This window comes from Rhodoferax sp. P1_F3, from assembly GCF_056405715.1.
On the sequence record NZ_JBFUBO010000011.1, the window covers coordinates 95325 to 120908 of the forward strand.

The following is a 25584-nucleotide window of genomic DNA, read 5'->3' on the forward strand; positions in this document are numbered from 1 at the left end:
TTCAAGGAGAACGAAATGAGTGAAACGAAACGACGAGCCAAGTACACGCTGGAATTCAAGCTGGAGGCCGTCAGGCTGGTCAAGGGTGGACAGGCATCGTCCGTCACCGCCAAGATACTGGGCATCCCCAAAGCAAGCTTGGAGAACTGGGTCAGGCTGGGCGCCAAGGGAGAACTCAAGGGAGCAGGCGATAAAACTGTGAACCCTGAGCAAATGGAATTGGCCCGACTGAGGGCCGAACTGGCACGGGTGAAGATGGAGCGCGACATCCTAAAAAAAGCTACGGCGTACTTCGCGCGGGAATCTCTGTGAAGTACGCCTGGATAACCAGCAACAAAGCCCACTGGCCCATCACCCTGGCCTGCGATGTACTGGGCGTCAGTGCCAGCGGCTACTTTGAACACGGGCAGCGTAGATGTCTGGACAAACCCAGCAAGCCTGGCACCTGTCGGCGCATGAGCGACGAAGCTTTGTTGACCCACATTCGCGCCATCCATGCCCAAGTCAAAGCGGAATACGGTTGGCCAAAAATGTGGAAGGAGCTGGTAGCACGAGGTCACCGCGTGGGCAAGGAGCGGGTACGTCGGCTCATGCAACTGCATGGCATCCGTGCCAGGTGCAAACGCAAGTTTGTCGTCACCACGGACAGCAAGCACCATCTGCCCATTGCCCCTGATCTGGTGCAACGTAACTTCACCATGACGGCTCCCAATCAGGTCTGGACGGGTGATATCACGTATATCGCCACCGATGAGGGTTGGCTGTACTTGGCTGCTGTTGTTGACCTGTTCAGCCGCCAGGTGGTGGGCTGGAGTATGCAGGCGCACATGCAAAGCAGTCTTGTGACGGATGCTCTGAAGATGGCATGGTTCAGACGCCACCCAGCGCCGGGGTTGATCTTCCACTCGGACCGAGGAAGCCAATATTGCGGACATGAGTTTCAGAGCACACTGGCGGGCTACAAGATGAAAAGTTCGATGAGCCGCAAAGGCAACTGCTGGGACAACGCACCCACGGAGAGCCTATGGGGTCGATTGAAAGTGGGCAGGCTATACGGGCAAAGATTTGCAACCCGACGCCAGGCCATGGATGAAGTGATTGACTGGCTGACGTTCTACAACCACAGCCGATTGCACTCCACGCTGGGCTATGTCAGCCCCATGCAATTTGAAGAACGCTGGCACGCGGCACAGCTATTGAAGGCCGCATAAGGGAATGGCTAAGCGGTACGTCAAACAGGGGCAGGTTCAGAGAGCCTGTTTTAGGTACATGTCATCCGTGTCCTGCAGATACTCAATGGATTGCTGAGTCCTCTCCATGTCGATGAGGGCAAGATGCGCAAGCGCTAGCTGATCGTCGTGTTTTTTACTCATTTCGCTTGTCAGATGGCGTATCAATCAGTTTTTGATCTCGCTAGCGCTTGAGCTCGCGATAAAAATTCTCATGCGAACCCAGCAACAACAGCATCCGCGTGCCGGGGTCGTATTCATACGCCATCAACGTGAGCTGGCCTACACAGCTGAACTTGTAGACAAACACACCTGCCAAATCGCCCTTCTTGGCTTCACCTAACGTCGGGTCGCGCACGATGGCGGCTACGGCGTCGTCTACATCCGCTTTCTGGTTGCTGTGCAGACGCTTGTAGCCGCGTTTGAACGAGGCGCTCTGCAGTATCCGCACGGTGGCGCTCATGCGCTGCGGCTGCCTTCGGGCACAAACTCGCTGGCCAGAGCAGGGCCTTCGGCGCGCGCGACGATCAGGTCGCGCACAAAGTCGATGGGGAGGTCGGGGTTGTCGAGTGCGGTGCGGCCCACGATGGCCCAGAACTCGATCTGGCCGGCAATGGTGCGCCGCTCGGCCTGGGCTTGCGCTCGGGCTTGGTCGTACAGGGTGTCGTCGATGCGAACGGGCATGCCCATGGCGGCTCCTTGGTTGATTTACTACAAAAGTAGCTAAATTGTAGTGCCCATGGTTTTAGATGTAAAACGGGCCTCTAGCCCCCGTGGAATATGCGCGAGCAGCTATTGAATTGGTAGCGATTGCACTTGTGCGCCCGCTCAGTTGGCGTAAAGAAACCGTACCAACGCCAGCGCCAGGGCAAACAAATAACCGTAGGCAAACCGGTCGATCCGCTGCACGGTTTGGCCGCGGCGTGCACGCCATGCGCCCATCAGTGCCATGGTTGCGCCGACTGCTACTGGGGTGAGCAGCAAGTTGAGTACGCGCCATTGCGGCGCAACCAGGTTGGTAGGAAACGGCAGCAAACTCAGGCCACCCAGGAGCGCACCGAAGCATACATAGCCCAGCGCTGCCATCCACGGATTGGGTGTCTTGCGAAATGGTTCGGCCAGCGCATGGAATCCCAACTCCAGCAGTGCTTCGCCGATGACCTGCAGCAGAAATTCGCCCAAAAATTCCAGAACAATTTCAATCATGGCGCATGCTAACCGCTGGGCTCAGGCATCCCACTGCACCCCGCGCGCCAGCCGTTCAAACGCCATGTCGGCCGCCACGGCCAGCAGGCCGACCAGCACGGCGCCTTGCAGCACGTAGGCGGTGTTGAAGCCCGAGAGGCCCACGATGATGGGCGAGCCCAGCGTCTTGGCACCTACTGTGGAGGCGATGGCCGCGGTGCCGATGTTGATGATGACCGAGGTGCGCACGCCGGCCACCCACAGCGGCAGGGCCAGCGGCACCTGCACCTGCCACAGCAGCTGCCACGGCCCCAGGCCAAGCGCGCGGGCTGATTCTTGTACCGGCTGGGGCACGGCCTCCAGACCGGCCATGGTGGCCTGCAGCACGGGCAGCAGCCCGAAGAGGGACAGCGCCAGCAGCGCCGGCAATTCACCAAAACCCACCACCGGCACCGCCACAGCCAGCACGGCGACGGGTGGAAACGTCTGGCCCATGGCGGCAATGGTTTCCAGCAAGGGGCGAAACGCCTTGCCACCCGTGCGCGTGGCGCCCAGGCCCGCCACCGTGCCTACCAGTACTGACACTGCGCTGGACACCAGCACCAGGCCCAGGTGCTGCCACACCAGCTCGGCCAGCGGCTCTTGCAGATACACGGGCCGCTCCAGCGCGGGGAACCAGGCGGCAAACACCGGCTGGGTGTGCGGCAGCCCATACGCTAGCGCCAGCAGCAGGGCCAGGACCCAGACCAGCCGGTCGTGCCAGAGTGCGGCGCGCAGGATCTTAGCCATGGGGTGCGGGGGCCAGCAGGTCTGCGGCGGTGACCTGGCCCAACGTGTGGCCAGCGTCATCCACTACGCGCAGGGCGGACACCGCATGCACCGCCATGCTGGAAATGGCTTCGCGCACGGTGGCCGTGTGGGCAATGCTGGCTTCGACCGGCGCGCTGGTTGAACCGGGCACTACCAGCGGCGTTACCAGGGGAGCTATGGGCCGCAGCGACAGCAGCTTGAGCCCGCGGTCCGCACGGCCCAGAAAGTCCGCCACAAAGTCATCCGCTGGTGCAGACAGCAACTCCAGCGGCGTACCCACCTGGACGATCCGCCCCTCGCGCAGCAGCACGATGCGCGTGGCCAGCAGCAGGGCTTCGTCAATGTCGTGGGTGACCAGCACAATGGTTTTTCCCGACGCCTGGTGCACGCGCTTGAGTTCCAGCTGCAGCGCGGCGCGCGTCACCGGGTCCAGCGCGCCAAAGGGCTCGTCCATCAGCAGCACATCGGGGTCGGCGGCCAGCGCACGGGCCACGCCCACCCGCTGCTGCTGCCCGCCCGACAGCTGGTGCGGCACGCGTGTGCGGTACTGTGCGGGCTCCATGGCAAACAGGGTCAACAGCTCGGTCACGCGCGCCTCGATGCGCTCTGCGCTCCAGCCCAGCAACTGCGGCACGGTGGCAATGTTGCGCTCCACCGTCCAGTGCGGGAACAGGCCCACCGACTGGATGGCGTAGCCCATGCGGCGGCGCAGGTCGCGCACGTTGAAGCTGTAGATCTCTTGGCCATCCAGCAGGATGCGGCCACCGTCGTGGTCCACCATGCGGTTGATCATCTTCAGCGCGGTGGACTTGCCCGAGCCAGAAGGGCCTATCAGCACCACCAGCTCGCCGCGCGCAATGTTCAGGTTCAGGCCTGCTATGGCAGAGGTGTCGCCATAGGACTTGCTGGTGTTGTCAAACGTGATCATGAAACGGGTCTTTCCAGCAGCGCAGCCAGCGCCTTGAACAGGGCATCGGCCAGCACGGCCATCAGCACAATGGGCAGCACGCCCAGCATCACCAGTTCGTTGGCAGCGCTGAACAGGCCGTCAAACATCATGGCGCCCAGCCCGCCCGCGCCCACCAGTGCGGTGACGGCGGCCAAGCCAATGGTCTGCACCACCGCCGTGCGCAGGCCCACCAGCAGCACCGGCAGCGCCAGCGGCAGCTCTACCTGCCAAAGCACCTGCCAGGCACCCAGGCCCATGGCGCGGGCCGAGGTAGTCACCGCCACCGGCACCTGCTCCAGCCCGGCCAGGGCCGAGCGCACGATGGGCAGCAGCGAATACAGAATCAGCGCCAGCACCGCTGGAGCCAGGCCCACACCGCTGATGCCGGCACGCCCCAGCAGCGGATAGGTGGCCGCCAGCCAGGCCAGCGGCGCCATCAGCAGGCCAAACAACGCGATGGATGGCAGGGTCTGAATGACATTGAGCACGGGGAACAGCGCCTGCCGCAGCCGCTGCGCCCGCGCCATGGCCCAGGCCAGTGGCAGGCCCAGCAGCACTGCGGGCAGAACGGCCAGCACTACGATTTGCAAATGCCGCAGCACGGCCGCGCCAAACACATCGCTGCGGTTGGCGTATTCCTTGAGGATGGACAGGTCTTGCCCCCAACCCATGGCCAGTAGCGCCAGCAGGGGCAGGGTGGTCAGCGCCAGCACGGCCAGACGAGGCAGGGTGCGCAGCTGCAGTCGACCCACGGCATCGAGGCAGGCCAGCCAGGCCAGCGCCATCAGGCTCCAGAAGCCGGCGCCCAGCGCGGTGCGGGCCAGCGGGGATTCGGTGTGCGCCACGGCCGTGGCATGGTGGGCCGCCAGGGCCCACAGCAGCGCCAGTAGCAGAGCCATGCCCGTGGCCACAAAACCTTGCGTGATGCGGCCTTGGGGCCGCAGCACCGCCAAGACCAGCGCGGCAACTGCCAACGCGACAGCCAGCCAGGCCGGAGTGCCTAGCAGTTGCGCCAGAAACACCGGCTCGCCCGAGAGCAGCCGGTTGGGCGCCACACGCACAAAGGGCAGGGCCCACGCGGCGCCCACGCCCAGCGCCAGGCACACCGCCAGCACCGGGTTGCGCGACGGCGCGTGCGGCGGCTGGCCCATGGCAGGCAGGGTGCTTATTTGGTGAAGCCCTTGCTACGCAAGTAGTCGGCCGCCACTTTGCGGGCGTCCTGGCCTTCAATCTGGATGCGCGCATTCAGCGTCTGCAGCGTGGGGCCGTCCAGCGATTTGAAGATGGGCGCCAGCACCGTGGCAATGGCAGGCGTGCGTTTCAGCACCTCCTCACGCACCACCGGTGCGGGGGCGTACACCGGTTGCACGCCCTTGGGGTCTTCCATCACCACCAGGCCCAGCGCAGCCACAGGGCCATCGGTGCCGTAGGCCATGGCGGCATTCACGCCCGATGTTTTCTCGGCCGCGGCCTTGATGGTGGCGGAGGTATCGCCACCCGCCAGCACCAGCGCCTGGTCCGCGCGCAGCTTGAAACCGTAGGCCGCCTGGAAGGCCGGCATGGCGTCTGCACGCTCCATGAATTCGGCCGAGGCCGCCAGCTTGAAGGCGCCGCCGCCCGCAATGTATTTGCCCATGTCATCCAGTGTGCGCAGCTTGTTGGCCGTGGCGATGTCCTTGCGCACGGCAATGGCCCAGGTGTTGTTGGCGTTGGCGGGTTCCAGCCAGACGAGATGGTTTTTCTCCATGTCCATCTTCTTGGCCAGCTCGTAGCCCGCGCGCAGGTCTTTCCAGGCCTTGTTGCTCTCATCGCCCAGCATGAAGGCGCCGTTGCCGGTGTATTCGGGGTACAGGTCAATCTCGCCGGCCAGCAGCGCGGTGCGCACCACCTTGGTATTGCCCAGCGAGACCTTGTTTTCGGTCTTGATGCCATTGGCCTCCAGCGCCAGCACCACGATGTTGCCCAGCAGCTTGCCTTCGGTGTCGATCTTGGAGCCCACGCGCACGGCGGTCTGTGCCTGCGCAACCCCCAGGGTCAGCAGGCCGGTGGCCGCAATGAGAACCGTGCGACGCAAAAAATGCAGAGGTTTTGCCATGGGATGTTCCTTTCAGAGTGGGGCTCAGGATAAGCGAAACCCATTGCCCTCGAAAGCCCCCGGGTCGCCCCGCGTGTGGTGCAATGGAGCTATATATTCTTGATTGACAGGAGGCCCCATGAAAGCTATTTGGAACGGCACCGTGATCGCCGAAAGCGACGACACCGTACTGGTGGAGGGCAACCACTACTTTCCCGCCAACACCCTGAACCGCGACTACGTGCAGTTCAGCAACCACAAGACCAGCTGCGCCTGGAAGGGCCAGGCCAGTTACTACTCGTTACTGATCAATGGCGAGATCAACACCGACGCCGTCTGGTACTACGCCGACCCCAAACCCGAGGCCGAGATGGTGCGGGACCGGGTGGCCTTCTGGAAGGGTGTGCAGGTCACGGCCTAGATAACGAACTTGCAATGCGCCCGAGCCGCTAGCCTTGATCGGCTGAGAGTAGTGCTTGCAGAGCGCCGAGCAGTCCTGGAATTTCGCTTTGAAGCGTCTTCCAGACCATTTCGGTGTCCACGTCAAAGTAGGCATGCACCAAGCGATTGCGCATGCCGACAATGGCGCGCCACGGAATGGAACTGTTGGCGGACTGAACGTCCTCGGAGACCTTGTTGGCGGCCTCGCCCAAGATTTCAATGGCCCGGACCACTGCGAACAGCAACATTTGGTCCGTCTGCAGGTCTGCCTGCTGCTTGCCATCGACAAACTTCAAAGCGGCCTGAGCGGCCTCTGCCATGTGTAGCAATCGGATGCGATCTTCAGCGCGCATATTGCACTTGGGCGGTACGCACCACTTCGTCCCTGAAGTGACGCGATAAATCACGCGGCGTGCGTAAATCTACTTTACGCCCACCCACCAAGGCCGAAAGTTCATCTTCCAATGCTGCCATACCCAGTAAGCCAGGCACGCCGTCGGGCTCAAAGTCAACCAACATATCTACATCGCTGTCGGCCCGCGCTGTTCCTTTGGCTTGTGAGCCAAACAGGGCCAAGCTGCGAATCCGGTGGGATTCACAGAACAGCTTGAGGGCTTGCTCATCAAAGTGAAGGGCGGGATGCATAGGACTTGAGTGGAAAAGACTGGATGACATTGTGCCTTGGACAGCGGGCTTTTCAAACTGCCGCCAAGCCGGCGGTGTTGTCCTTGTAGGCGGACTCCTACACAAAATCGAGATTTCGTCCTCTGGTTTCCACCGCGTGCGTCAGCCAAACTGACGACGTGGTTTATCAAGTCACCACGTAAGGACATACTATGAACTCGTACCCCATCCCTGCCAATCAACCTCGCGTGTGGCGTCTGCATCCATTGATTGCGGTTGCTGCGGGCTCCGTGGTTTTGGTGAGCCTGCTGGGCGCCGCTGCCATTACGGGAATTCTTCCCAACTCCAATGCGAAGGCGGATGTTGCCGTCACTGCTCCGGCAGATGTGTCAGCGTCTCCTGCACCAGCTTCGCTGCATAAAGCGGTAGGCCAGAAGCCCACTACCCAAAAAACTTCCACGCAGGTGGCCACCAATTCTGGTGCCCCAGCGCAACCCGCTGCTGCTCCGGCCCAGAAAAACAGCGTAGTCGGTATCGGTGTGGGTGCTCTAGTTGGCGGTGCGCTGGGTAGCCAGATTGGCAGTGGCGATGGCAAGACCCTTGCCACCATCGCAGGCGCCGTGGGCGGTGGCTACGTTGGCAATGAAATTGCCAAGAAGAACGCCGCCCCTTGAACCTCCGGCTCCGCTAGGCGGCCTGCCGCCACTGGCGGATTTGCGCCACCGTGGCGGTGGCACCACCGCACACGATGAACAGCACGTTGCGGTAGGGCGCCAGCGCCGTGTTGGCTTCATAGGCTAGCGCCAGGCTGGCGCCGCAGGCCGGTTCCACCAGCACGCGGTGGTCGGTCAAGAATCTCTCGCACGCATCCAGCGCACTCGCGTCTGACACCAACACACTTTGTACCGGGCGCTTTTGTGTCCACTGGAAAGCCTGTTCGCACACGCGCTTGGCGCCTAGCGAGCCAGCAATGCTGGTGATGGCGTCCAGTGCTACCGTGTGCCCGGCCTGCATGGCCGCGTGTAGCGACGCAGCACCATCCGTCTCCACCGCAATGATGGGCACCTGCCCCCAGCCATTGCGCGCCATGCCCTCGGCCACGCCGGACATCAGGCCACCACCACCCACCGACAGCACCACTGCATCGGGCACCACGCTCGCGCGGGCCACTTCGTCGATCATGCTGGCGTGGCCGGCCCACAGCAGCGGGTCGTCAAACGGGTGCAAAAATGCATCGTCTGGTCCCACCATGGAGAGGGCCAACTCATTCGCCTCTTGCCACGACGCGCCGTGCACGATCACGTCCGCGCCCTCCAGCCGCAGCAGCTCTTGCGCCCGCGCCGTGGTGGTCTGCGGCACTACCACGGTGACGGGGATGTTCAGCACGCGCCCCGCATACGCCACCGCCATGCCCGCGTTGCCACCAGACGACGACACAAAACGCTTGGCCCCGCGCTGCGCATGGATCTGGCAGGCATGGCCAATGCCACGAATTTTGAAGCTGCCTGGCGGCTGCAGCGCCTCCATCTTGAGCCAGACGGTGCGCTGTGCGGCGAGGCTGAGGGCGCGGGATTCTAGGAGAGGGGTTTCTATATGGAGGGGCATGAATTGATGTCGAAGAAGCGGATTGGGACGGAAATTTATGCCATACACCTTGTATGTAGCCGACGATTGCAAGGCTGCAAAAAACAGCTTCGAGGCTTGACTGTTGTTTATTGAATACGGTCCGAACTACATACAATGAAATACAGCAGTTGAATGAAAACCATGGCATCCGTCAATAAAGTCATTCGTCAGCTCAAAGGCGAAAACCCCAGTCGCGCCAACGAAAGGGGTTTTCTAGGTGTCACCAAGTCCCTGTGGAGGGCAAATCAGGAAGGAGGCAAGGAAATGAAAATTCATCAACCCAGCATCAGAAGATAGACCAAGACGCGGTAACTTTTAAATATTACCACTAGGGCCTGCATTGCAGGCCCTTTTCACGTTCGCTTAACGCCTGACTCAATGTTGGAGCATTGAAACAAAGGCATTCGTCGACGAGGCAAGACGGGCATTGAATGACAGTAACAACCGTCAAACCGTCATCAACCTCCGCACCGCCACCCGTGCCTCACTCCGCAGCTCCCCCACATCCACCCCCCGCAGCACATCGTTCTCGACAACCTGCTGCCCATTCACCCATAGCCCCTTGAGCGTAGGCCGCCCGCCGCTGGCCACCGGCCCCACCGCCAAGTCGTGCAGGCCAAAGTAGCGCGGGTCGTCCAGCGCGTAGAGGGCGATGTCGGCAGCCATGCCGGGGGCTAACGTGCCGATGGCGTCCAGGCCCAGCACCTTGGCGCCGCCGGATGTGCCCCAGGCCACCACGTCGTCCGCAGTCACTGCTGTGCTTTCGCCTTCGCCATGGCCGCCGCGGTAGATAGGCTGGCAGCGGTCACCCGCTGCCGCGCGCTGCATGAGCCAGGCGGCGTGCACTTCGGAGATCATGTCGGCGGCTTCGTTCGATGCTGCGCCGTCCACGCCCATGGAGATGGGCACGCCTGCGGCCTGCAGCGCCAGGATGGGGGCGATTCCGCTGCCCAGGCGGCCGTTGCTTTGCGGGCAGTGGGCGATGCCAGTGCCGGTGCTGCCCAAGAGGGCAATCTCTTCAGCGTCCAGCTTCACCAAATGCGCAAACCACACATCGCTGCCCAGCCATTCGTGCTCGGCCACAAAGCGCACTGGGCTCATGCCGTGCATGCTGTGCACGGAGTCTTGGTAGGCCACGGTTTCGGACAAATGCGAGTGCAGGCGAATGCCCAGACTGCGCGCAGTGCGGGCGCACTCCACCAGTTCGGCCGGGGCCATGGAGTAGGGCGGTGTGGTGGGCGCCATCACCACGCGGCGCATGGCGTTGGGGGATGCGTCGTGGTAAAGCTTGGTGAGGCGCTGCACGTCGCCTAAGAAGGTGTCTAGTGATTCGGGGCGCAGGGCCTGGGGTAATTCGGCCTCCAGCTGGCGTACCTTGGTGGCACCACCGCGGCACAGCACCATGCGCAGGCCCATGCGTTCGGCTTCTTCAAACAGTATGGCTGAGCTGTCAAACGGCATACCGGGGTAGTACAGGTAGTTGTGGTCGGCAACGGTGGCGCATCCTGAGAGCGCCAGCTCCAGCAGGCCAATGCGCACGGCGGTGCGGAACAGGCCTTCGTCAAACGCGGCGCGAAAGCGGTAGGGCGTGGCGGCTAGCCAGGCGGTGAGCGGCAGGTCCAGCCCATGCGCGTCGCCCTTGATGAGCGACTGGAACAGGTGGTGGTGGGTGTTGACCCAGGCGGGGTAGACCACGCAGTCGGTGGCGTCCATCACGCGCTCGCCGGGCTCGGGCGTGAGCTGGCCGATGGCTTCGATCAGGTTGCCGCGGATGCGGATGTCGGGCCCGGCGGTGCGAGAGGCTGCGCCGCGCTGGCCGTTGACGATGGCGGCGGCGTTGCGGATGAGGGTAGAGGTCATAGATGTTTTTTTGTTATGCGCCCTGCGCGCTGTCATGCCAGTGGCCCAGGGCTTTTTTGGAGAGCCAGTCCATGCTGACAAACAGGGCGATGCCGGTGAGCGAGATGAGGGCCAGCGCGGCAAACAGGCGCGGGATGTTGATCTGGAAACCGGCCTGCAAAATCTCGTAGGCCAGGCCCGCGCCGGTGCCGCCCGTGCCAGCCACAAACTCGGCGACCACGGCGCCAATCAGCGCCAGCCCGCTGGAGATGCGCAGGCCCCCAAAGAAGAAGGGCAGCGCGCTGGGAATGCGCAGGCGCACCAGCGTTTGCCAGCGGCTGGCGCGGTTGAGCTTGAACAGGTTCACCAACCCGGGGTTCACGCTGCGCAGGCCCAGCACGGTGTTGGAGATGATGGGAAACAGCGTGACCAGCGTGGCGCAGATCACCAGCGCCAGCGTGGGCTGCTTGACCCAGATGATGATGAGCGGCGCCACCGCCACCACGGGCGTCACCTGCAACAGGATGGCGTAGGGGAAGAGGCTGGCCTCCATGAGGCGGCTCTGCACAAACAGAAACGCGGCAATGACGCCCAGCACCGTGGCCAGCACAAAGGCCAGCACGGTGATCTTGAGCGTGGTGCCCAGCGCCATGAGCAGCGAGGGGCCGTCCGTTAATAGCGTCTGCGCAATGTCTGTGGGTTTGGGCACCAGGTAGACCGGCACCTGCCAGGCGGTGCAGATGCCTTGCCATAGCAGCAGGAAGGCGGCGCCCACCACTAGCGGGGCCAGCCATTTGAGGGTGTTGGTTTGTTTGAGGAATGAGGTTTGCATGGTGTGTATTCCTTAGTGCAACTCAATGCAGTTCGGCCCGGTCGCTGGCGGCCATCAGCATGGCGGACAGCTCGCGGCAATGCTCGGCAAACGGGGGCGAGAGGCGGTAGGCCTCCGACCTGTCAGGCTCTTCCAGCGGCACATCGGCCACGATGCGGCCGGGGCGCGCCGCCATCATCACCACGCGGCTGGAGAGGAACACCGCCTCGTAAATGCTGTGGGTGACAAACACCACCGTCAGGCCCGTGGCCTGCCACAACGCCCGCAAGTCGGTGTCGAGCTTGTTGCGGGTGAACTCGTCCAGCGCGCCGAATGGCTCGTCCATCAGCAGCACGTCGGGCTTGGTGACCAAGGCGCGCGCAATGGAGGCGCGCATCTGCATACCGCCCGACAGCTCGCGCGGGTACACGTGGCCAAAGGCGCCCAAGCCGACCTGGGCCAGGGCCTCGGCCACGCGGGCGTCAGCCTCAGGCCGTGGCACCTTTTGCAGGTCCAGCGGCAGGCGCACGTTGGCGGCCACGGTGGCCAATGGCATGAGCGTGGCCTCCTGGAACACCATGGCCGACTTCAGCCCGGACTTGGATGGTTGGTCGGCCCCCGCCCAGCGGATGTGGCCGTGGCTGGGCTCCTCCAACCCGGCAAACATCTTGAGCAGCGTGCTCTTGCCGCAGCCCGAGGGGCCGAGCAGCGAGACAAAGTCGCCACGCTGGATGCGCAGACTCATGCGGGCCAGTGCGTGGGTGCCGTTGCCATAGGTTTTCTCCACCTTGTTGGCGTGCAGCACGGTCTGCGCGTCGGGGGCATCCGGCATTTGCGGGGCCGGGGCGTCTTCGTCGGCCATGGCCGTGTCCGTGCTGGTTTTCATGAGCATGCTCACTCCTTCACCGTCGCTTCGGGGTGGATGGGCACCACGGTGCGGCGGTTGCCGGCGTGCATTTCTACTTCGCCGTGTTCGGCCAACACATCCATCAGCATGCGGCGTATCAGCAGGCCGGGTTTGTCGGACGGCATGTGGAATTCCTGGCGGCGCCGGGTGTCGATGCAGGCGTCAAAGTCGGTGGCCTCCAGGATGTCACGGTCTTCGGCGGTGATGGCGGCGTCCCAGTCGATCAGCTCCTGCGTGCTGCACTGTTTTTCGGTGTCATTGCGGTACAGCCATTGCACCAGCATGAGGCGGTCGTCGCTGATGGGGCTGGCGCAGTTGTAGATGATGTGGTCGATGCCGCTGTCGGGGTAGTGGCAGCCAAATCGGCGCGAGAAGGGCAGGTAGTACTTGTTGGCCAGGCGGCGCGTGGTGGTGGGCGTGGTGGCGCCAGTCACGCGGTGGCCGGCGGGCGGGTTGTTGATGGGGACCAGCGTTTCACCCTCAAAGCCAAAGTCGGTTTCCACCAGCTCGTACTTCTGCGGCACGGGCTGGTCCAGGATGCCGAAGTTGGCCTTGTGCACAAAGCTGAAGTGCGAGTTGTCAAACGAGTTCTCCATCACGCGCACCGGGCTGGTCTTCCACTCCTCATAGAACTGGAAGATGCGGCGGTAGCCCGGTGCACCATCTTCGGGAAAGTGGGGAATCGGGCGCAACGGGTCTTCCAGCGCCACCCACACGTAGCCGTATTTCTCCTGGCAGTGGAAGGCGGGCACCTTGGCACCGGCGGGAATGGCGGCGTCGGGGTTTTGCGGAATGCGCACACAGCTGCCGCTGCAGTCATACGTCCAGCCGTGGTAGCCGCAGACGATGTTGTCGCCTTCGACAAAACCCTTGGACAGCTTGGCGGTGCGATGGCAGCAGCGGTCGCGCAGGGCGGCGGGTTCGCCGTTCGCCTTCTTCCACAGCACCAGGTTTTCACCCAAGAGCGTGAAAGGTTTGGGGCCATCGTCCAGCTGGCTGATGGGCATGAGTGCGTACCAGAAGCGGCGTAGCACGGGTTGTTGGGTGACGAGCATGGTGCTTGACTCCTGGCCGCTCAGGGCATGACCTTGAGGTCTTTGACGAACTGGGTGGTGTAGGCCTTTTTCCAGTCGGTCTCGGCCTTCAGCAAGCCAGCACCCACCATGAAGTCATAGGTCTGTTTCCAGCGTGCATCGGTCATCACACCGGCGCCCAGCTTGGCGGCGTCGCCACCGTCAAACACCTTGAGTTCTTTCATGCGCTGGATGGCAAACGTGATTTGTTCGTCGTCCATCTTGGGGTTGTCCTGCTTGATGAGCACATTGCCTGCCGCAGGGTTGACCAGGTAGGCCTTCCAGCCTTCAATGCTGGCGCGCACAAAACGCTGCACCACATCGGGCTTCTCGGCCACCAGCTTGGTGGTGGCGACGATGGTGGTGCCGTAGGGCGGGTAGCCGTCATCCGCAAACAGGAAGAACTTGGTTTTCACGCCCGCCTTGTTGGCCTGGAAGGGCTCGGAAGATGGGTAGGCCTGCTGCACTACGTTGGCGTCGGCGAAGAAGGGTTGCAGGTTGAAGGTATAGGGGCGGGCCTGTTCTTCGGTGTAGCCATATTTGGCTTTTATCCAGGGCCACCAGGTGGGCCGCCCCGAGGTGGAGACCAGAATGGTTTTGGCTTTGAGGTCGCCCAGCCCGCCGACGTTTTCGTGCGTCATCAAGCCCTGCAGGTCTTTCTGGAAGGACGTGGCCACGGTGGTGACTGGCAGGCCTTGTTCCAGCGACTTGAGCACCTGCAGGTCATATCCCATGATGAAGTCGGCCTGGCCTGCGGTAAGCAGTTGCATGCCGTTGACCTGCGGGCCGCCCATCTTGATGGTGACGTCCAGGCCGTGCTTCTTATAGATACCGGCGGCCAGTGCCTGGTAGAAGCCACCGTGCTCAGCTTGCGCGTACCAAGAGGTAAGAAAGGTCACCTTGTCTTGCGCCCAAGTGGTGCAGGACAGAGCGGCCAGTGCGGCGCCGCAGGCGATGTGAGTCAGGCGTTGGGTTAGTTTGCGTTGCATGTCAATCTCTCCAAAAGTTGAAATGGAAAGACGACAGTGCCGAGGCTAAGCAGCAGCCCGAAAACTGCCAGTCTCTGTTGGGCGCAAACCCAAATGCTGAAGGGGAGCCTTCAGCATGCGACGGCACTACCGTCACCAGAGCAATGACCGATAACCTGGGCGCGTGCCCGGTGGTTACTGACAGCTTCTACTCTGACGTAGATCAAGCAATTGGTGTGCCAGATTCAGTGCGCTGCTTTGGTGCGCATCAAGGTTCTGCTGGCTGTGTTGCCAAGGCCTGTGGATCGCAGCATACTGTCCTCGCAGCGCTCGCAGAAGCGCTTGAAGCTAGGGCGTTGGAAATCAAACGTTTTGGGGTTTCAACAGGGAGATACATATGAAGTTGCTGAAAAATCGCTCCATTGCGACACGCATGCGCTTGGGCTTTGGTCTGCTCATCCTGGTGAGTATTGCAGTGGCCCTTTTCGGGCGCCTGGCTCTGGACCAGGTGGGTGGCCAGGTGCGCGCACTCACGGAACACAATCTGGTGGTGGTGACCGTGTTGTCCAACATCAAGGACAACGTCAACCTCACGGCCCGCGCCGCCCGCAACATTGCATTGCAGACCGACCCCCAGGGCAAGCTAGTCGAAAAAAACATCATCGACGGCAACCGCACCTCTACCCGTGCCTTGCTCAAGCAGTTGGAAGACTTGCTGACGCTGCCGGAAGAGCAGGCCAAGCTCAAGGAAGTGACCACCAAGCGCCTGGCCTATGCGGCCAAGGTGGACGAATCGCTGAAGCTGGGCCTGGAGGGCAACAACGAAGCTGCGCGTGACCTGCTGGTGGGGGAGGTGACACAGCTGCAAAAAGCCTATTTCTCGGAACTCGATGTCCTGATTGCCCTGCAGCGCGAGCGCATGGACGAGGCGCGCCGATCTACCGATGGCACGGTGCGCCAGGCCGGGTATGCGATGTTGCTGTTGCTGGTGGTTGCCATGGTGTCGGGTACGCTGATTGCCAATTGGACTGCCCGCAGCGTGACACGCCCGCTGCTGGCCGCGGTGCATGTGACGCAGCGCATTGCCCAGGGAGATCTGAGCACCCATGTCGAGCCTGAGGCAAAGGACGAGGTGGGACGCTTGATGGAGTCTCTGCGGTCAATGCAGGATTCGCTGCGGAACCTGGTGGGGATGGTGCGCAGCAGCAGCGATGCAGTGGCACTGGGTGCCTCCGAGATCGCTGCCAGCAATGGCGATATGTCGCACCGTACGGAGCAGCAGGCTTCCAGCCTGGAAGAAACCGCCGCGGCCATGGAACAAATCTCCACCATGGTGCGTAGCAGTGAGAGTTTGGCCCAGCAGGCCAATGACTGTGCCCAGGTGGCCAACGGGGCCGCAGCGCGTGGTGGTGATGTTGTCAGTCAGGTGGTTAGCACCATGTCCCAGATCAATGTGGCGTCCCAGCGTATCTCCGACATCGTGAGCGTCATCGATGGCATCGCGTTTCAGACCAATATCCTGGCGCTCAATGCTGCGGTCGAGGCGGCCAGGGCGGGGGAGCAGGGGCGCGGGTTTGCCGTGGTGGCCTCGGAAGTTCGCAGCCTGGCACAACGCTCGGCCACGGCCGCGCGAGAGATCAAGACGCTGATCAATAGCAACGTGGAGAAGGTCGATGCGGGGTCGCGTCTGGTGGAGACAGCGGGTACCAATATGGCTGATATTCGCGAGCAGGTCGGGCGTGTGGTGACCCTGATTGCCGAGCTGGGCACCATGTCGTCATCGCAAAGCCGAGACATCGTGCAGGTCAACCAGTCGGTGGCGCACCTGGACCAGGCCACCCAGCAGAACTCTGCCATGGTGGAGCAGTCTGCAGCGGCGGCCGACAGTTTGAGTCAGCAGGCGCGGCTGTTGGTGGAGGCTATCAGTGCCTTCCGGCTGCAACCTACTGACCGGGCGCTTGTCGCCGCCTAGGCCCCCGGGAAGCTAGAAAAAGGGATATGGCCCCGGGTACTGGCCGATGTAGCTGGTGTGGCTGACCAGCCCGTGCGCAGGCTGCCACAGGTGCAGCAGGCAGGTCGCCGGGCCAATGAAAGACTGGGGCACGGCGTCGGGTGCCAGCTGCAGCGCGATTTCGGTGGTGGTGCTGGGGCAGCTGGCCACCACGGTGCCAGCCCAGCGCCGCACCATGGGGCGGTGCACATGGCCGCAAAGCACGGCCTCCACATTCGTTGCCGTGCGCAGCACGGCTTCCAGCGGCTCTGGGTCACGGTAGCGGTATTCGTCCAGGTAGGGAATGCCGCTCACAAACGGTGGGTGGTGCAGCAGCACCAGCGTGGGCTTGTGCGGGTCAGCGTGCAGTGTGGTCTGCAGCCACTGCAAGCCTGCGGCATCCACGTCGCCATGGTGTTGCCCGGGTACACAGGAGTCCAGCGCGATGATGCGCACCGCAAAGTCGTTCACACAGTAGTGCAGTGGGCCACCCGACGGCAGGTAGCTGTGGTCGGCAAATGCGGCGCGGAAGTGTTCGCGGTGGTCGTGGTTGCCGGGCAGCACGAGATAGGGAATGGTGAGCTGCGAGAGCAGGGCGCGTGCGTGCGCATATTCGTCAACATCGCCATAGTCCACCAGGTCGCCGGTGATGACGACCAGGTCGGGCCTGCGGTCCAGTTGGTGCAGGTGGGTGATGGCATTTGTGAGCGCGCGGTTGGAGTCGGCCACGCCGCGGTACAGCTCGCCGGGCGGGCGCACATGCAGGTCGGACAGTTGGGCAATCAGCACGGCAGGCTCCAAAAAAATACACTGGTGGTGGCCATGGGCAAGCAATGTGCGGGCCATGGCCATGATACGGAGCTGCGTATAGCGACGCGGTGCGCAGCCGTTACGATGGGGCGATGTCTCCCATTCCCCGTCGTATCGTGCAGGCAGCCTTGTACGAAAGTATTGCTATTGCCGTTGTCACGCCCACGCTGGCGCTGGCGTTTTCCCATCCTCCCGGTTCGGCCTTTGTGCTGTCGGCCGTCATGTCCACCATCGCGCTGGCCTGGAACTATGTGTTCAACTCGTTGTTCGAGCGCTGGGAAGCCCGTCAGACCGTCAAGGGCCGTTCGCTGGCCCGTCGCATCGCCCACGGCGTGGGGTTTGAGGGCGGTCTGGCCATCATCCTCATGCCGGTGATGGCCTGGTGGCTGGACATTTCGCTGTGGGCGGCCTTTGTGGCGGACCTGGGCCTGCTGGCCTTCTTCTTTGTTTACACCGTGGCCTTTACCTGGGCCTTTGACAGAATGTTCGGGCTACCTGCATCGGCCAGTTAAGAGTCAAATGGGCCTCTAGCCCGCGTGGAATATGCGCTAGCAGCTTCTATTTTGATAGCAAACTGGCGCGGCTCAAGTGGCCACCTTGTTCTTCAAGCGCAGCAGGCTCAGGCCCAGTACCACAAACAACCCGCCCGAGACGCGATTGAACAGGCGCTGTTTGAGTGGGTTGGTCAGCTGACCTTTGAACATGCGGGCCACCAGCACGTAAAACAGGTGCGAGAGCAGAGACATGGCGACAAAGGTACAGGTCAGCACGGCCGCCTGTTCCAGCACCGGCGCATCAGCCGTGATGAATTGGGGAAACAGCGCGGAGAAGAACAGGATGGCTTTGGGGTTGGTCAGCGCCACACCCATGCCTTGCCCGTAGAGCTTGCGGCTTGCCGGGGCGCCAGTCGCTTTACTGACCGATCCCGTGGCCGACTCTGCCACGGCGAACGACACGGTCTGGCTGCGCCACTGGCGGATGCCCAGGTAGATCAGGTACAGGGCACCGGCCACCTTGAGGATGGTGAAAGCCAAAGCTGACACCGCCAGGATGGCGCCCATGCCGGCCATGGCCACGCCCGAGATGATGAACAGGCCTGTGGCATTGCCCAGCGAGCTTGCGACCCAGTCCCGTTTGCCATGCGCCATGGCGTTGGATATGGCCAGCAGCACACCGGGGCCCGGGCTGAAGCAAACCAGAAAAGCAACGCCGCAGAAAACTAGCCAGTTGGAGAGGTGCATGGGCGTCAGTTTATGCGACAGCTGGCAATGTCTGCAGGCTGCGCAGGGTTTGCAGGCAGGCCTGGGCTACCTCGGTGCCCTTCTTCACGAAGTGCTCGCGGAAGAAGTTCAGGTGCTCTTCATGCTCATGAAAATCGCGCGGTGTGAGCACGGCGCTGAACACTGGCACATCGGTGTCCAGCTGCACGCGCATGAGCCCGTCGATGACGGCGGTGGTGACGAACTCATGGCGGTAGATGCCGCCGTTGACGATGAGGCCGGCGGCAATGATGGCGTCATAACGGCCGCTGCGCGCCAGGCGCTGGGCGTGCAGGGGGATCTCGAAGGCGCCGGGCACCTCGAAGTGGTCGACCTGTTTGGGGGAAATGTCTTGCCGCTGCAGTTCGGCCTTGGTGGCGTTGGTGCTGCTGGTAACGATGTCGCGGTGCCACGAAGAACTGATGATGGCAATGCGCGGCGAGGAAGTCTGATTCATGGTGGTCTCAAAAGAGGGTTAACAAGAATCAGGGCGCACGCAAACGCAGAAACAGGCCTGCGCAAAGGCGTGCCTGTTTCAGGTGTGCGCGATCTCTTTCATCCGGACTATGACCGTCGGCTCTGGCATTTCACCAGATCTGCTGACCCCACGCTGGCAAGGGCTGGCGTGGGCGCTCGCGGGCTGCTGTGGTCAGGCCACAGATACCGCCGGTGGGGAATTGCACCCCGCCCTGAGAACGCGGCAACCCTTGCGGGCTGCGGGGCGGATTTTAGCTGCGGGCCAGAAAGTGGCTGGGCGGCTTGCCCATGCTTTGCTTGAACATGGCCGAGAACGCGCTGTCGCTGGCGTAGCCCGCGGCCGCGGCCACTTGGGCGATGGGCACGCCGCGTGCCAGCTGGGGCAGGGCGTGGGCCAGCACCGCCTGGGTGCGCCACTGCTGGTAGCTGGTGCCCAGTTCGTCGCGGAACAGGCGGGCCACGGTGCGCTCGCTGGCACCGATGTCGGCCACCCATTCCTTCAGCTGGGATTTCTCGGCCGGGTCGCGCAGCACGGCTTCGCACAGCGCGCGCAGGCGCTTGTCGCCGTGCTCGGGGTGGGGCATGGGCACGCCCAGGGCCTGGGTGTCGGCGCGGGTGGTTTCATCGGCGGTCAGGGCCATCAGGGCGTCGTCGCGCGGGCCGGGCTCGCTGCCCTCCAGCGCATGCACCAGTTCGCGCAGCAGCTTGCTCACCACCAGCACACGGCATTCGGTCCAGCTGGCGGGCAGCACGCTGGGCGCCATGTCCACGGTGCGTAGCTCGGCGGTTTCCAACACCACCACGTTGTGCTGCACGCCGGGCGGAATCCACACCGCGCGGCTGGGTGGCACGATGAACGTGGTCTGCCGCTCGCCCTGCGTCACCGTGACCTGCATGAGCCCGCTGGCGCAGTAGGTGAACTGCGACCAGGGGTGCTCGTGCGGCTTGATGTGCGCGTCCATCGCTAGCGAACGGGCCCGGCTGCGCACCGGGCGCTCGGCCGTGGGCGGGCGTTGGGCCGAGGTGTCAAAGGACACGGGGTTGAGTGGGGCCTTGCGTTTCATGGAGGTTGATCGTTGGGTCAGGTTTGGCGGGATTTCGACAATTATTGTCTTTTTGTCGTAATCAAGAAACTGCCTGCGCCCGTACGATGCCTCCCATGACCAGCGCCACACTCTCTTCCCCCTCCGCCGCAGCCCCTACCGTTCCCATGAAGCAGGACGCCACCGTGATCGGTCTCGTGGGCCTGGCCCATGCCAGTTCCCACTTTGGCCACCTGTTGTTGCCCTTGTTGTTTCCGGTATTCATGACAGAGTTCGGACTCAGCTTCTCGCAGTTGGGCCTGCTGATGACCATGTTCTTCGTGGTGTCAGGTGTGGGCCAAGCCTGCGCCGGCTTTGTGGTGGACCGGGTGGGCGCGCGTCCTCTGATGTTCATCGCCATGGGCATCTTCATCGCGGCCTGTGTGGCTGCCTCCATGGTGACCGGCTACACCGGCCTGTTTGCCGTGGCTGCCCTGGCGGGCTTGGGCAATGCAACCTTTCACCCTGTGGACTTCACCATTCTGAACCAGCGTGTGTCCACCCCGCGGCTGGGTTATGCCTTCAGCGCGCACGGACTCACCGGCAACCTGGGCTGGGCCGTGGCCCCCGTGTTCTTCGCCGGGCTGGGGGCCCTCATGGGCTGGCGCAATGCCTACCTGGCCGCAGCGGTGATGTACGCCGCCATCCTGGCGTTGCTGGTGGTGCAGCGTGAACACTTGAGCACCACCGTGGCGCCGCGTGTGGCGGCCCACGCCAAGACCGAGCACGACATGGCCTTCATGAAGCTCCCCGTGGTGTGGTGGTGCTTTGGGTTCTTTTTGCTGTCCACCATGACACTGGCTGTGGTGCAGAGCTACGCGGTGTCCATCCTCAAGGCCATGCATGGCGTGAGCTTTGAAGCAGCCACGCTGACCATTTCTTCCTACATGCTGTGCGGCGCGGTGGGCATGTTCATTGGTGGCTTTGTGGCGGCCAAGTCCAAGCATTCAGACCGCGTAGTGGCCCTGGCCATGGCGGCCGGTGCTGTGTTGCTGGCATTGTGTGGTACCGGCTTGCTGGGCGCCACGGGCACCATGGTGGTGTTGGCCATCACCGGCTTTGCGGTCGGCATTGGCGGCCCCTCGCGCGACATGATGATCAAGAAGGCCACGCCCAAAGGCGCCACCGGCCGCGTCTATGGTCTGGTGTATTCCGGTTTGGACACGGGCTTTGCCATCTCGCCCATTGTGTTCGGCGTATTCATGGACCGCGGCTGGTACGGTGCCACGCTGCTGGGCGCTGCCTTGCTGCTGTTGCTGAGCGTGGGCGCCGCGCTGGGCGTGGGCCTGCGTACAGCCAAGTAAGAAGTAAGCCGCCCCCGTTTACGCTTTTTTTATATCCCCTCTGTCAATCTAATCCCCGTTTTTACGCACGCCTGACCACACTTCTCCCATCCAACTGATGCAGGAGAAATGATGGAAACGGTGAACACATTGCATGTGGTCTACGGCCTGGGCGGCACCTGTGCTGCCTTGTTGCTGGCGTATTTGGTTTACGCACTGGTGTGCGCGGAGGACTTTTGATGAGCAGCTCGGCATGGGGGCTGCTGGCCCTCTTTCTCACGACCCTATTGATCGCGTCCTGGCCCCTGGGCATCTGGATTGCACGTTTGAGTTCCGGCCGCCTGCCGCAGTGGATGCTGCGGCTGGAGGCGCCGCTGTTCCGGCTGGCGGGGACTTCGCCTGACCAGTCCATGCCCTGGAAGCAGTACACGATCGCACTGTTGGCGTTCAATGCGCTGGGCGTGCTAGTGGTTTACTTGCTGCAGCGCTGGCAGGCGGTGTTGCCGCTCAACCCCGCCGGCATGGGCGCCGTGTCGGTGGACTCGGCCTTCAACACCGCGGTGAGCTTTGTCACCAACACCAATTGGCAGGGCTATTCGGGTGAGTCCACCATGGGCTACCTCACGCAGATGCTGGGCCTGGCGGTGCAAAACTTCCTGTCTGCAGCCACCGGCATTGCCGTGGTGTTTGCGCTGTTCCGGGGCTTTGCAGCCCGGTCGACGGCCGTGATCGGTAACTTCTGGGTCGACATCACCCGCATTACTGCCTGGCTGCTGGTACCGCTGTCGCTGGTGTTTGCCATCTTTTTGGTGGGGCAAGGCGTGATCCAGAACTTTGATGCCTACCAAGATGTCACCACAGTGGAGACCACGCAGTTCCAACAACCCAAGCTGGGCACAGACGGTCAGCCCGCGCTGGACGACAAGGGTGCACCGGTGATGGAAGACGCCAGCACCCAGACTCAGACCCTGCCCATGGGCCCGGTGGCATCGCAAGAGGCCATCAAGATGTTGGGCACCAACGGTGGCGGCTTCTTCAACGCCAACTCGGCGCATCCGTATGAGAACCCCACAGCATTGAGCAACTTTTTGCAGATGCTGGCGATCTTCTTGATCCCCGCCGCGCTGTGTTTTTCATTTGGCCGTGAAGTGGGCGACCAGCGCCAGGGCTGGGCCGTGCTGGCTGCCATGACGGTGATGTTTGTCATTGCCGTGATAGCCATCACGCCGGCCGAGCAAATGGGCAACCCGCAGATTGCTGCGCTAGGTGTAGACCAAGCCGCCAGCAGCTTGCAGAGCGGCGGCAATATGGAGGGCAAGGAAACGCGCTTTGGCATCAATGCCAGCAGCCTGTTTGCGGTGATCACTACCGCGGCCTCGTGCGGTGCGGTGAACTCCATGCACGACTCTTACACCCCCCTCGGTGGCATGGTGCCCATCGTGATGATGCAGCTGGGCGAGGTGGTGTTTGGCGGCACGGGTACCGGGCTGTATGGCATGCTGATCTTCGCCATCCTGGCGGTGTTCATTGCGGGCCTGATGATTGGCCGCACCCCCGAGTACCTGGGCAAAAAGATCGAGTCGCACGAGATGAAGCTGACTTCGATTGCCATTCTGGTCACGCCGATTCTGGTGCTGGCAGGTACAGCCGTTGCGGTGTTGGCGGGTGCCGGCAAGGCGGGTATTGCCAACCCGGGCGCCCATGGCTTCTCTGAAATTCTGTACGCGCTGACGTCGGCCGCCAACAACAACGGCAGCGCCTTTGCGGGCCTGTCGGCCAACACACCGTTCTACAACTATCTACTGGCCGTGGTCATCTGGTTCGGCCGCTTTGGCGTGATCGTTCCGGTGCTGGCCATTGCCGGCGCGCTGGCCGCCAAGAAGCGTTTGCCTGCAACTGCCGGCACCTTCCCCACACACGGCCCGCTGTTTGTGGTGCTGCTGATCGGTACGGTGATGTTGGTAGGCCTGCTGAACTACGTGCCCTCGCTGGCCCTAGGCCCGGTGGTCGAGCACTTGATGCTCTGGCCTGCCGCCTGAACGCCAACCCTATTTGCGAGAAAACTCTATGACAAGCAAAAATTCTTTAACCCTGATGGACCCCGCACTGGTCAAACCTGCAGTGTGGGCCGCATTTGCCAAGCTGGATCCCCGCGTGCAGTGGCGCAACCCGGTGATGTTTGTGGTGTACATCGGCAGCATCGTCACCACACTGCTGGGGCTGCAGGCACTGCAGGGCACGGTGGGCGACTCGGCCAGCTTCATCCTGTCCGTGGCCGTCTGGCTGTGGTTTACCGTTCTATTTGCCAACTTTGCCGAAGCTCTGGCTGAAGGTCGTAGCAAGGCGCAGGCCGATTCGCTCAAGGGCTTGAAGAAAAGTACCTGGGCCAAGAAGCTCAAGGAGCCCGTGCATGGCGCCACCTGGTTGCCAGAGCAGGCCGAGAACCTTCGCAAGGGCGATGTCGTGCTGGTGGAAGCCAATGACATGATTCCCGTGGATGGCGAAGTGATCCAGGGTGTGGCTACGGTGGACGAGAGCGCCATCACCGGCGAGTCTGCCCCGGTGGTGCGCGAATCGGGGGGCGACTTCGCTTCTGTTACTGGTGGCACGCGGGTGCTGTCGGACTGGCTGGTGGTGCGCATTGGTGTGAACCCCGGCGAGTCGTTCCTAGACCGCATGATTGGCATGGTGGAGGGCGCCAAGCGCCAGAAGACACCCAACGAGGTGGCACTGACCATTTTGTTGGTCGCGCTGACCATCGTGTTCCTGGTGGTCACCGTCACGCTGCTGCCTTTCTCCATTTTCAGTGTGGAAGCCGCTGGCAGTGGCACGGTGGTCAGCATCACCGCGTTGATTGCGCTGCTGGTCTGCCTGATCCCCACCACCATTGGCGGCCTGCTGTCGGCCGTGGGTGTGGCTGGTATGAGCCGCATGATGCAGGCCAATGTGATTGCGACCTCGGGCCGCGCTGTGGAAGCGGCGGGTGATGTGGATGTGTTGTTGCTGGACAAGACCGGCACCATCACCCACGGTAACCGCCAGGCTGCGCTGTTCATTCCGGCACCGGGCATCAGCCTGAGCCAACTGGCCCTATGCGCCGCACAGGCCTCCATGGCCGATGAAACGCCGGAAGGCCGCAGCATCGTGACATTGGCCCAAGCCAAGGTGCAGATGGAGCCCCTGGTGGGCGCCACGCAAGAAGTGCCCTTCACTGCGCAGACCCGCATGAGTGGCATGGATGTGGTCCGCGCTGACGGTAGCACCCGCCAGCTGCGCAAGGGCGCGGTAGATGCTGTGCGCAAGTACCTGGAGGCGCAGGGCAGCAGCATGCCTGCCGAGGTGCTGCGCGCTGCAGACGAAGTGTCGCGCCGCGGCAGCACGCCGCTGGCTGTAGCCGACGGCAACCGCGTGTTGGGTGTGGTGGAGCTCAAAGACATCGTCAAGGCCGGCATCAAGGAGCGTTTCGGCGAACTGCGCCGCATGGGCATCAAGACCGTGATGATCACGGGCGACAACAAGCTCACGGCCGCGGCCATCGCCGCCGAGGCGGGGGTAGACGATTTTCTGGCCGAGGCCACACCTGAGGACAAGCTCACGCTGATCCGCAGCTACCAGACTGAAGGCCGTTTGGTCGCCATGACCGGCGACGGCACCAACGATGCCCCTGCGCTGGCCCAAGCCGATGTGGCTGTGGCCATGAACAGCGGTACCCAGGCCGCCAAAGAAGCTGGCAACATGGTGGACTTGGACTCCAACCCCACCAAGCTGCTGGAAATTGTGGAAACCGGCAAGGCACTGCTGATGACGCGCGGCTCACTCACCACGTTCTCGATTGCCAATGACGTGGCCAAGTACTTCGCCATCATTCCGGCCATTTTTGTGAGCACCTACCCGCAGCTGGCGGCGCTGAATGTGATGCGCCTGGGCAGCCCCAACTCGGCCATCTTGTCGGCGGTGATTTTTAACGCGCTGATCATCGTGGTGCTGATTCCATTGGCACTCAAGGGCGTGAAATACCGTCCCGTGGGTGCTGCTGCACTGTTGCGTCGCAACCTGGCCATTTACGGCTTGGGCGGTCTGATCGTTCCCTTCATCGGCATCAAGGCCATTGACCTGTTGCTTGTCGCGTTGAATCTGGTTTAAGGAG

29 protein-coding genes and 1 riboswitch are annotated in these 25584 nt (G+C 62.6%); of the genes, 10 read left to right on the forward strand and 19 right to left on the reverse strand.

Annotation, left to right across the window (positions count from 1 at the left end; translation table 11 throughout):
• Window positions 1–15 precede the first annotated feature (15 nt).
• A protein-coding gene (locus AC1DZ5_RS17400) for an IS3 family transposase (protein WP_477891317.1) occupies window positions 16–1211 on the forward strand; the annotation gives its coding sequence in 2 pieces (ribosomal slippage) (window positions 16–271 and window positions 271–1211; 1197 coding nt in all).
• Window positions 1212–1413: 202 nt separating this feature from the next.
• On the opposite strand, the gene AC1DZ5_RS17405 is transcribed toward AC1DZ5_RS17400, so the two are convergent.
• From AC1DZ5_RS17405 to osmF, 7 genes are all read right to left on the reverse strand, one after another.
• Window positions 1414–1692, reverse strand: coding sequence for a type II toxin-antitoxin system RelE/ParE family toxin (locus AC1DZ5_RS17405; protein WP_477891319.1), 279 nt, complete (start codon window positions 1690–1692; stop codon window positions 1414–1416).
• A complete protein-coding gene (locus AC1DZ5_RS17410; RefSeq protein WP_477891321.1) occupies window positions 1689–1919 on the reverse strand; it encodes a ParD-like family protein in 231 nt (76 codons plus the stop codon). Before AC1DZ5_RS17410 ends, AC1DZ5_RS17405 begins: the two co-directional genes overlap by 4 nt.
• Window positions 1920–2057: 138 nt before the next feature.
• A complete protein-coding gene (locus AC1DZ5_RS17415) occupies window positions 2058–2435 on the reverse strand; it encodes a hypothetical protein (RefSeq protein ID WP_477891323.1) in 378 nt (125 codons plus the stop codon).
• Window positions 2436–2456: 21 nt separating this feature from the next.
• Window positions 2457–3203, reverse strand: coding sequence for an ABC transporter permease (locus AC1DZ5_RS17420; protein ID WP_477891325.1), 747 nt, complete (start codon window positions 3201–3203; stop codon window positions 2457–2459).
• Complete coding sequence (locus AC1DZ5_RS17425; RefSeq protein WP_477891327.1) at window positions 3196–4152, reverse strand: ABC transporter ATP-binding protein; 957 nt, start codon at window positions 4150–4152, stop codon at window positions 3196–3198. The genes AC1DZ5_RS17420 and AC1DZ5_RS17425 overlap by 8 nt, the downstream gene beginning before the upstream one ends.
• Complete coding sequence (locus AC1DZ5_RS17430; RefSeq protein WP_477891329.1) at window positions 4149–5324, reverse strand: ABC transporter permease; 1176 nt, start codon at window positions 5322–5324, stop codon at window positions 4149–4151. Before AC1DZ5_RS17430 ends, AC1DZ5_RS17425 begins: the two co-directional genes overlap by 4 nt.
• 14 nt (window positions 5325–5338) lie before the next feature.
• The gene (osmF, locus tag AC1DZ5_RS17435) at window positions 5339–6268 is read right to left on the reverse strand and encodes a glycine betaine ABC transporter substrate-binding protein OsmF (protein ID WP_477891331.1); all 930 of its coding nucleotides are present in this window, start codon (window positions 6266–6268) and stop codon (window positions 5339–5341) included.
• Window positions 6269–6386: 118 nt separating this feature from the next.
• On the opposite strand from osmF, the gene AC1DZ5_RS17440 reads away from it, so the two are divergent.
• Window positions 6387–6668 carry a DUF427 domain-containing protein gene (locus AC1DZ5_RS17440; RefSeq protein WP_477891333.1) on the forward strand — a complete coding sequence of 94 codons (282 nt, stop codon included), beginning with the start codon at window positions 6387–6389 and terminating at the stop codon, window positions 6666–6668.
• A 28-nt stretch (window positions 6669–6696) separates the two neighbouring features.
• Here AC1DZ5_RS17440 and AC1DZ5_RS17445 read toward each other — a convergent pair whose 3' ends face one another.
• Window positions 6697–7041: a HepT-like ribonuclease domain-containing protein gene (locus tag AC1DZ5_RS17445; protein WP_477891335.1), complete on the reverse strand. Its 345-nt coding sequence runs from the start codon at window positions 7039–7041 to the stop codon at window positions 6697–6699.
• The gene (locus AC1DZ5_RS17450; protein ID WP_477891337.1) at window positions 7031–7333 is read right to left on the reverse strand and encodes a nucleotidyltransferase family protein; all 303 of its coding nucleotides are present in this window, start codon (window positions 7331–7333) and stop codon (window positions 7031–7033) included. The genes AC1DZ5_RS17445 and AC1DZ5_RS17450 overlap by 11 nt, the downstream gene beginning before the upstream one ends.
• 191 nt (window positions 7334–7524) lie before the next feature.
• Here AC1DZ5_RS17450 and AC1DZ5_RS17455 point away from each other — a divergent pair, with 191 nt between their 5' ends.
• Complete coding sequence (locus AC1DZ5_RS17455; RefSeq protein ID WP_477891339.1) at window positions 7525–7986, forward strand: glycine zipper 2TM domain-containing protein; 462 nt, start codon at window positions 7525–7527, stop codon at window positions 7984–7986.
• A gap of 13 nt (window positions 7987–7999) precedes the next feature.
• On the opposite strand, the gene AC1DZ5_RS17460 is transcribed toward AC1DZ5_RS17455, so the two are convergent.
• Window positions 8000–8917, reverse strand: coding sequence for a pyridoxal-phosphate dependent enzyme (locus AC1DZ5_RS17460; RefSeq protein ID WP_477891341.1), 918 nt, complete (start codon window positions 8915–8917; stop codon window positions 8000–8002).
• 153 nt (window positions 8918–9070) lie between these two features.
• Here AC1DZ5_RS17460 and AC1DZ5_RS17465 point away from each other — a divergent pair, with 153 nt between their 5' ends.
• Entirely contained in the window at window positions 9071–9235 is a 165-nt protein-coding gene (locus AC1DZ5_RS17465) for a hypothetical protein (protein WP_477891343.1), read from the forward strand.
• A gap of 150 nt (window positions 9236–9385) precedes the next feature.
• On the opposite strand, the gene AC1DZ5_RS17470 is transcribed toward AC1DZ5_RS17465, so the two are convergent.
• From AC1DZ5_RS17470 to AC1DZ5_RS17490, 5 genes are read right to left on the reverse strand one after another with little or no spacing between them, the layout of a single operon-like run.
• Entirely contained in the window at window positions 9386–10798 is a 1413-nt protein-coding gene (locus AC1DZ5_RS17470; protein WP_477891345.1) for an amidohydrolase family protein, read from the reverse strand.
• Between the two features lie 13 nt (window positions 10799–10811).
• Window positions 10812–11609, reverse strand: coding sequence for an ABC transporter permease (locus AC1DZ5_RS17475; RefSeq protein ID WP_477891347.1), 798 nt, complete (start codon window positions 11607–11609; stop codon window positions 10812–10814).
• Between the two features lie 22 nt (window positions 11610–11631).
• On the reverse strand, window positions 11632–12450 hold the full coding sequence (locus tag AC1DZ5_RS17480) for an ABC transporter ATP-binding protein (RefSeq protein WP_477891419.1): 819 nt from the start codon (window positions 12448–12450) through the stop codon (window positions 11632–11634).
• A gap of 32 nt (window positions 12451–12482) precedes the next feature.
• Entirely contained in the window at window positions 12483–13550 is a 1068-nt protein-coding gene (locus AC1DZ5_RS17485) for an aromatic ring-hydroxylating dioxygenase subunit alpha (protein WP_477891349.1), read from the reverse strand.
• Between the two features lie 20 nt (window positions 13551–13570).
• Window positions 13571–14557 carry an ABC transporter substrate-binding protein gene (locus AC1DZ5_RS17490; protein ID WP_477891351.1) on the reverse strand — a complete coding sequence of 329 codons (987 nt, stop codon included), beginning with the start codon at window positions 14555–14557 and terminating at the stop codon, window positions 13571–13573.
• Between the two features lie 376 nt (window positions 14558–14933).
• Between AC1DZ5_RS17490 and AC1DZ5_RS17495 the strand changes: the two genes are divergently transcribed.
• Window positions 14934–16508 (forward strand): methyl-accepting chemotaxis protein, encoded by a 1575-nt coding sequence (locus tag AC1DZ5_RS17495; RefSeq protein ID WP_477891353.1) that lies wholly within the window; start codon window positions 14934–14936, stop codon window positions 16506–16508.
• Between the two features lie 12 nt (window positions 16509–16520).
• Here AC1DZ5_RS17495 and AC1DZ5_RS17500 read toward each other — a convergent pair whose 3' ends face one another.
• Window positions 16521–17315 carry a phosphodiesterase gene (locus AC1DZ5_RS17500; protein ID WP_477891355.1) on the reverse strand — a complete coding sequence of 265 codons (795 nt, stop codon included), beginning with the start codon at window positions 17313–17315 and terminating at the stop codon, window positions 16521–16523.
• Between the two features lie 113 nt (window positions 17316–17428).
• Here AC1DZ5_RS17500 and AC1DZ5_RS17505 point away from each other — a divergent pair, with 113 nt between their 5' ends.
• Window positions 17429–17848: a PACE efflux transporter gene (locus AC1DZ5_RS17505; protein WP_477891357.1), complete on the forward strand. Its 420-nt coding sequence runs from the start codon at window positions 17429–17431 to the stop codon at window positions 17846–17848.
• Window positions 17849–17920: 72 nt separating this feature from the next.
• Here the strand turns inward: AC1DZ5_RS17505 and AC1DZ5_RS17510 are convergent, their stop codons facing one another.
• The 3 genes from AC1DZ5_RS17510 to AC1DZ5_RS17520 all read right to left on the reverse strand — a co-directional run bounded on the left by AC1DZ5_RS17510 (window position 17921) and on the right by AC1DZ5_RS17520 (window position 20136).
• Window positions 17921–18577, reverse strand: a complete 657-nt coding sequence (locus tag AC1DZ5_RS17510) for a LysE family translocator (protein WP_477891359.1) — start codon at window positions 18575–18577, stop codon at window positions 17921–17923.
• A 10-nt stretch (window positions 18578–18587) separates the two neighbouring features.
• Window positions 18588–19052, reverse strand: coding sequence for a 6,7-dimethyl-8-ribityllumazine synthase (locus AC1DZ5_RS17515; RefSeq protein WP_477891361.1), 465 nt, complete (start codon window positions 19050–19052; stop codon window positions 18588–18590).
• Window positions 19053–19138: 86 nt separating this feature from the next.
• Window positions 19139–19296, reverse strand: a riboswitch (FMN riboswitch).
• Window positions 19297–19323: 27 nt separating this feature from the next.
• Window positions 19324–20136 (reverse strand): AraC family transcriptional regulator, encoded by an 813-nt coding sequence (locus AC1DZ5_RS17520; RefSeq protein WP_477891363.1) that lies wholly within the window; start codon window positions 20134–20136, stop codon window positions 19324–19326.
• Between the two features lie 95 nt (window positions 20137–20231).
• Here AC1DZ5_RS17520 and AC1DZ5_RS17525 point away from each other — a divergent pair, with 95 nt between their 5' ends.
• The 4 genes from AC1DZ5_RS17525 to kdpB all read left to right on the forward strand — a co-directional run bounded on the left by AC1DZ5_RS17525 (window position 20232) and on the right by kdpB (window position 25580).
• On the forward strand, window positions 20232–21458 hold the full coding sequence (locus AC1DZ5_RS17525; RefSeq protein ID WP_477891365.1) for an MFS transporter: 1227 nt from the start codon (window positions 20232–20234) through the stop codon (window positions 21456–21458).
• Between the two features lie 111 nt (window positions 21459–21569).
• Entirely contained in the window at window positions 21570–21677 is a 108-nt protein-coding gene (locus tag AC1DZ5_RS17530; protein ID WP_310339497.1) for a potassium-transporting ATPase subunit F, read from the forward strand.
• The gene (kdpA, locus tag AC1DZ5_RS17535) at window positions 21677–23476 is read left to right on the forward strand and encodes a potassium-transporting ATPase subunit KdpA (protein ID WP_477891368.1); all 1800 of its coding nucleotides are present in this window, start codon (window positions 21677–21679) and stop codon (window positions 23474–23476) included. Before AC1DZ5_RS17530 ends, kdpA begins: the two co-directional genes overlap by 1 nt.
• A 28-nt stretch (window positions 23477–23504) precedes the next feature.
• Window positions 23505–25580: a potassium-transporting ATPase subunit KdpB gene (gene kdpB / locus AC1DZ5_RS17540; RefSeq protein WP_477891370.1), complete on the forward strand. Its 2076-nt coding sequence runs from the start codon at window positions 23505–23507 to the stop codon at window positions 25578–25580.
• The last annotated feature ends 4 nt before the right edge of the window (window positions 25581–25584 follow it).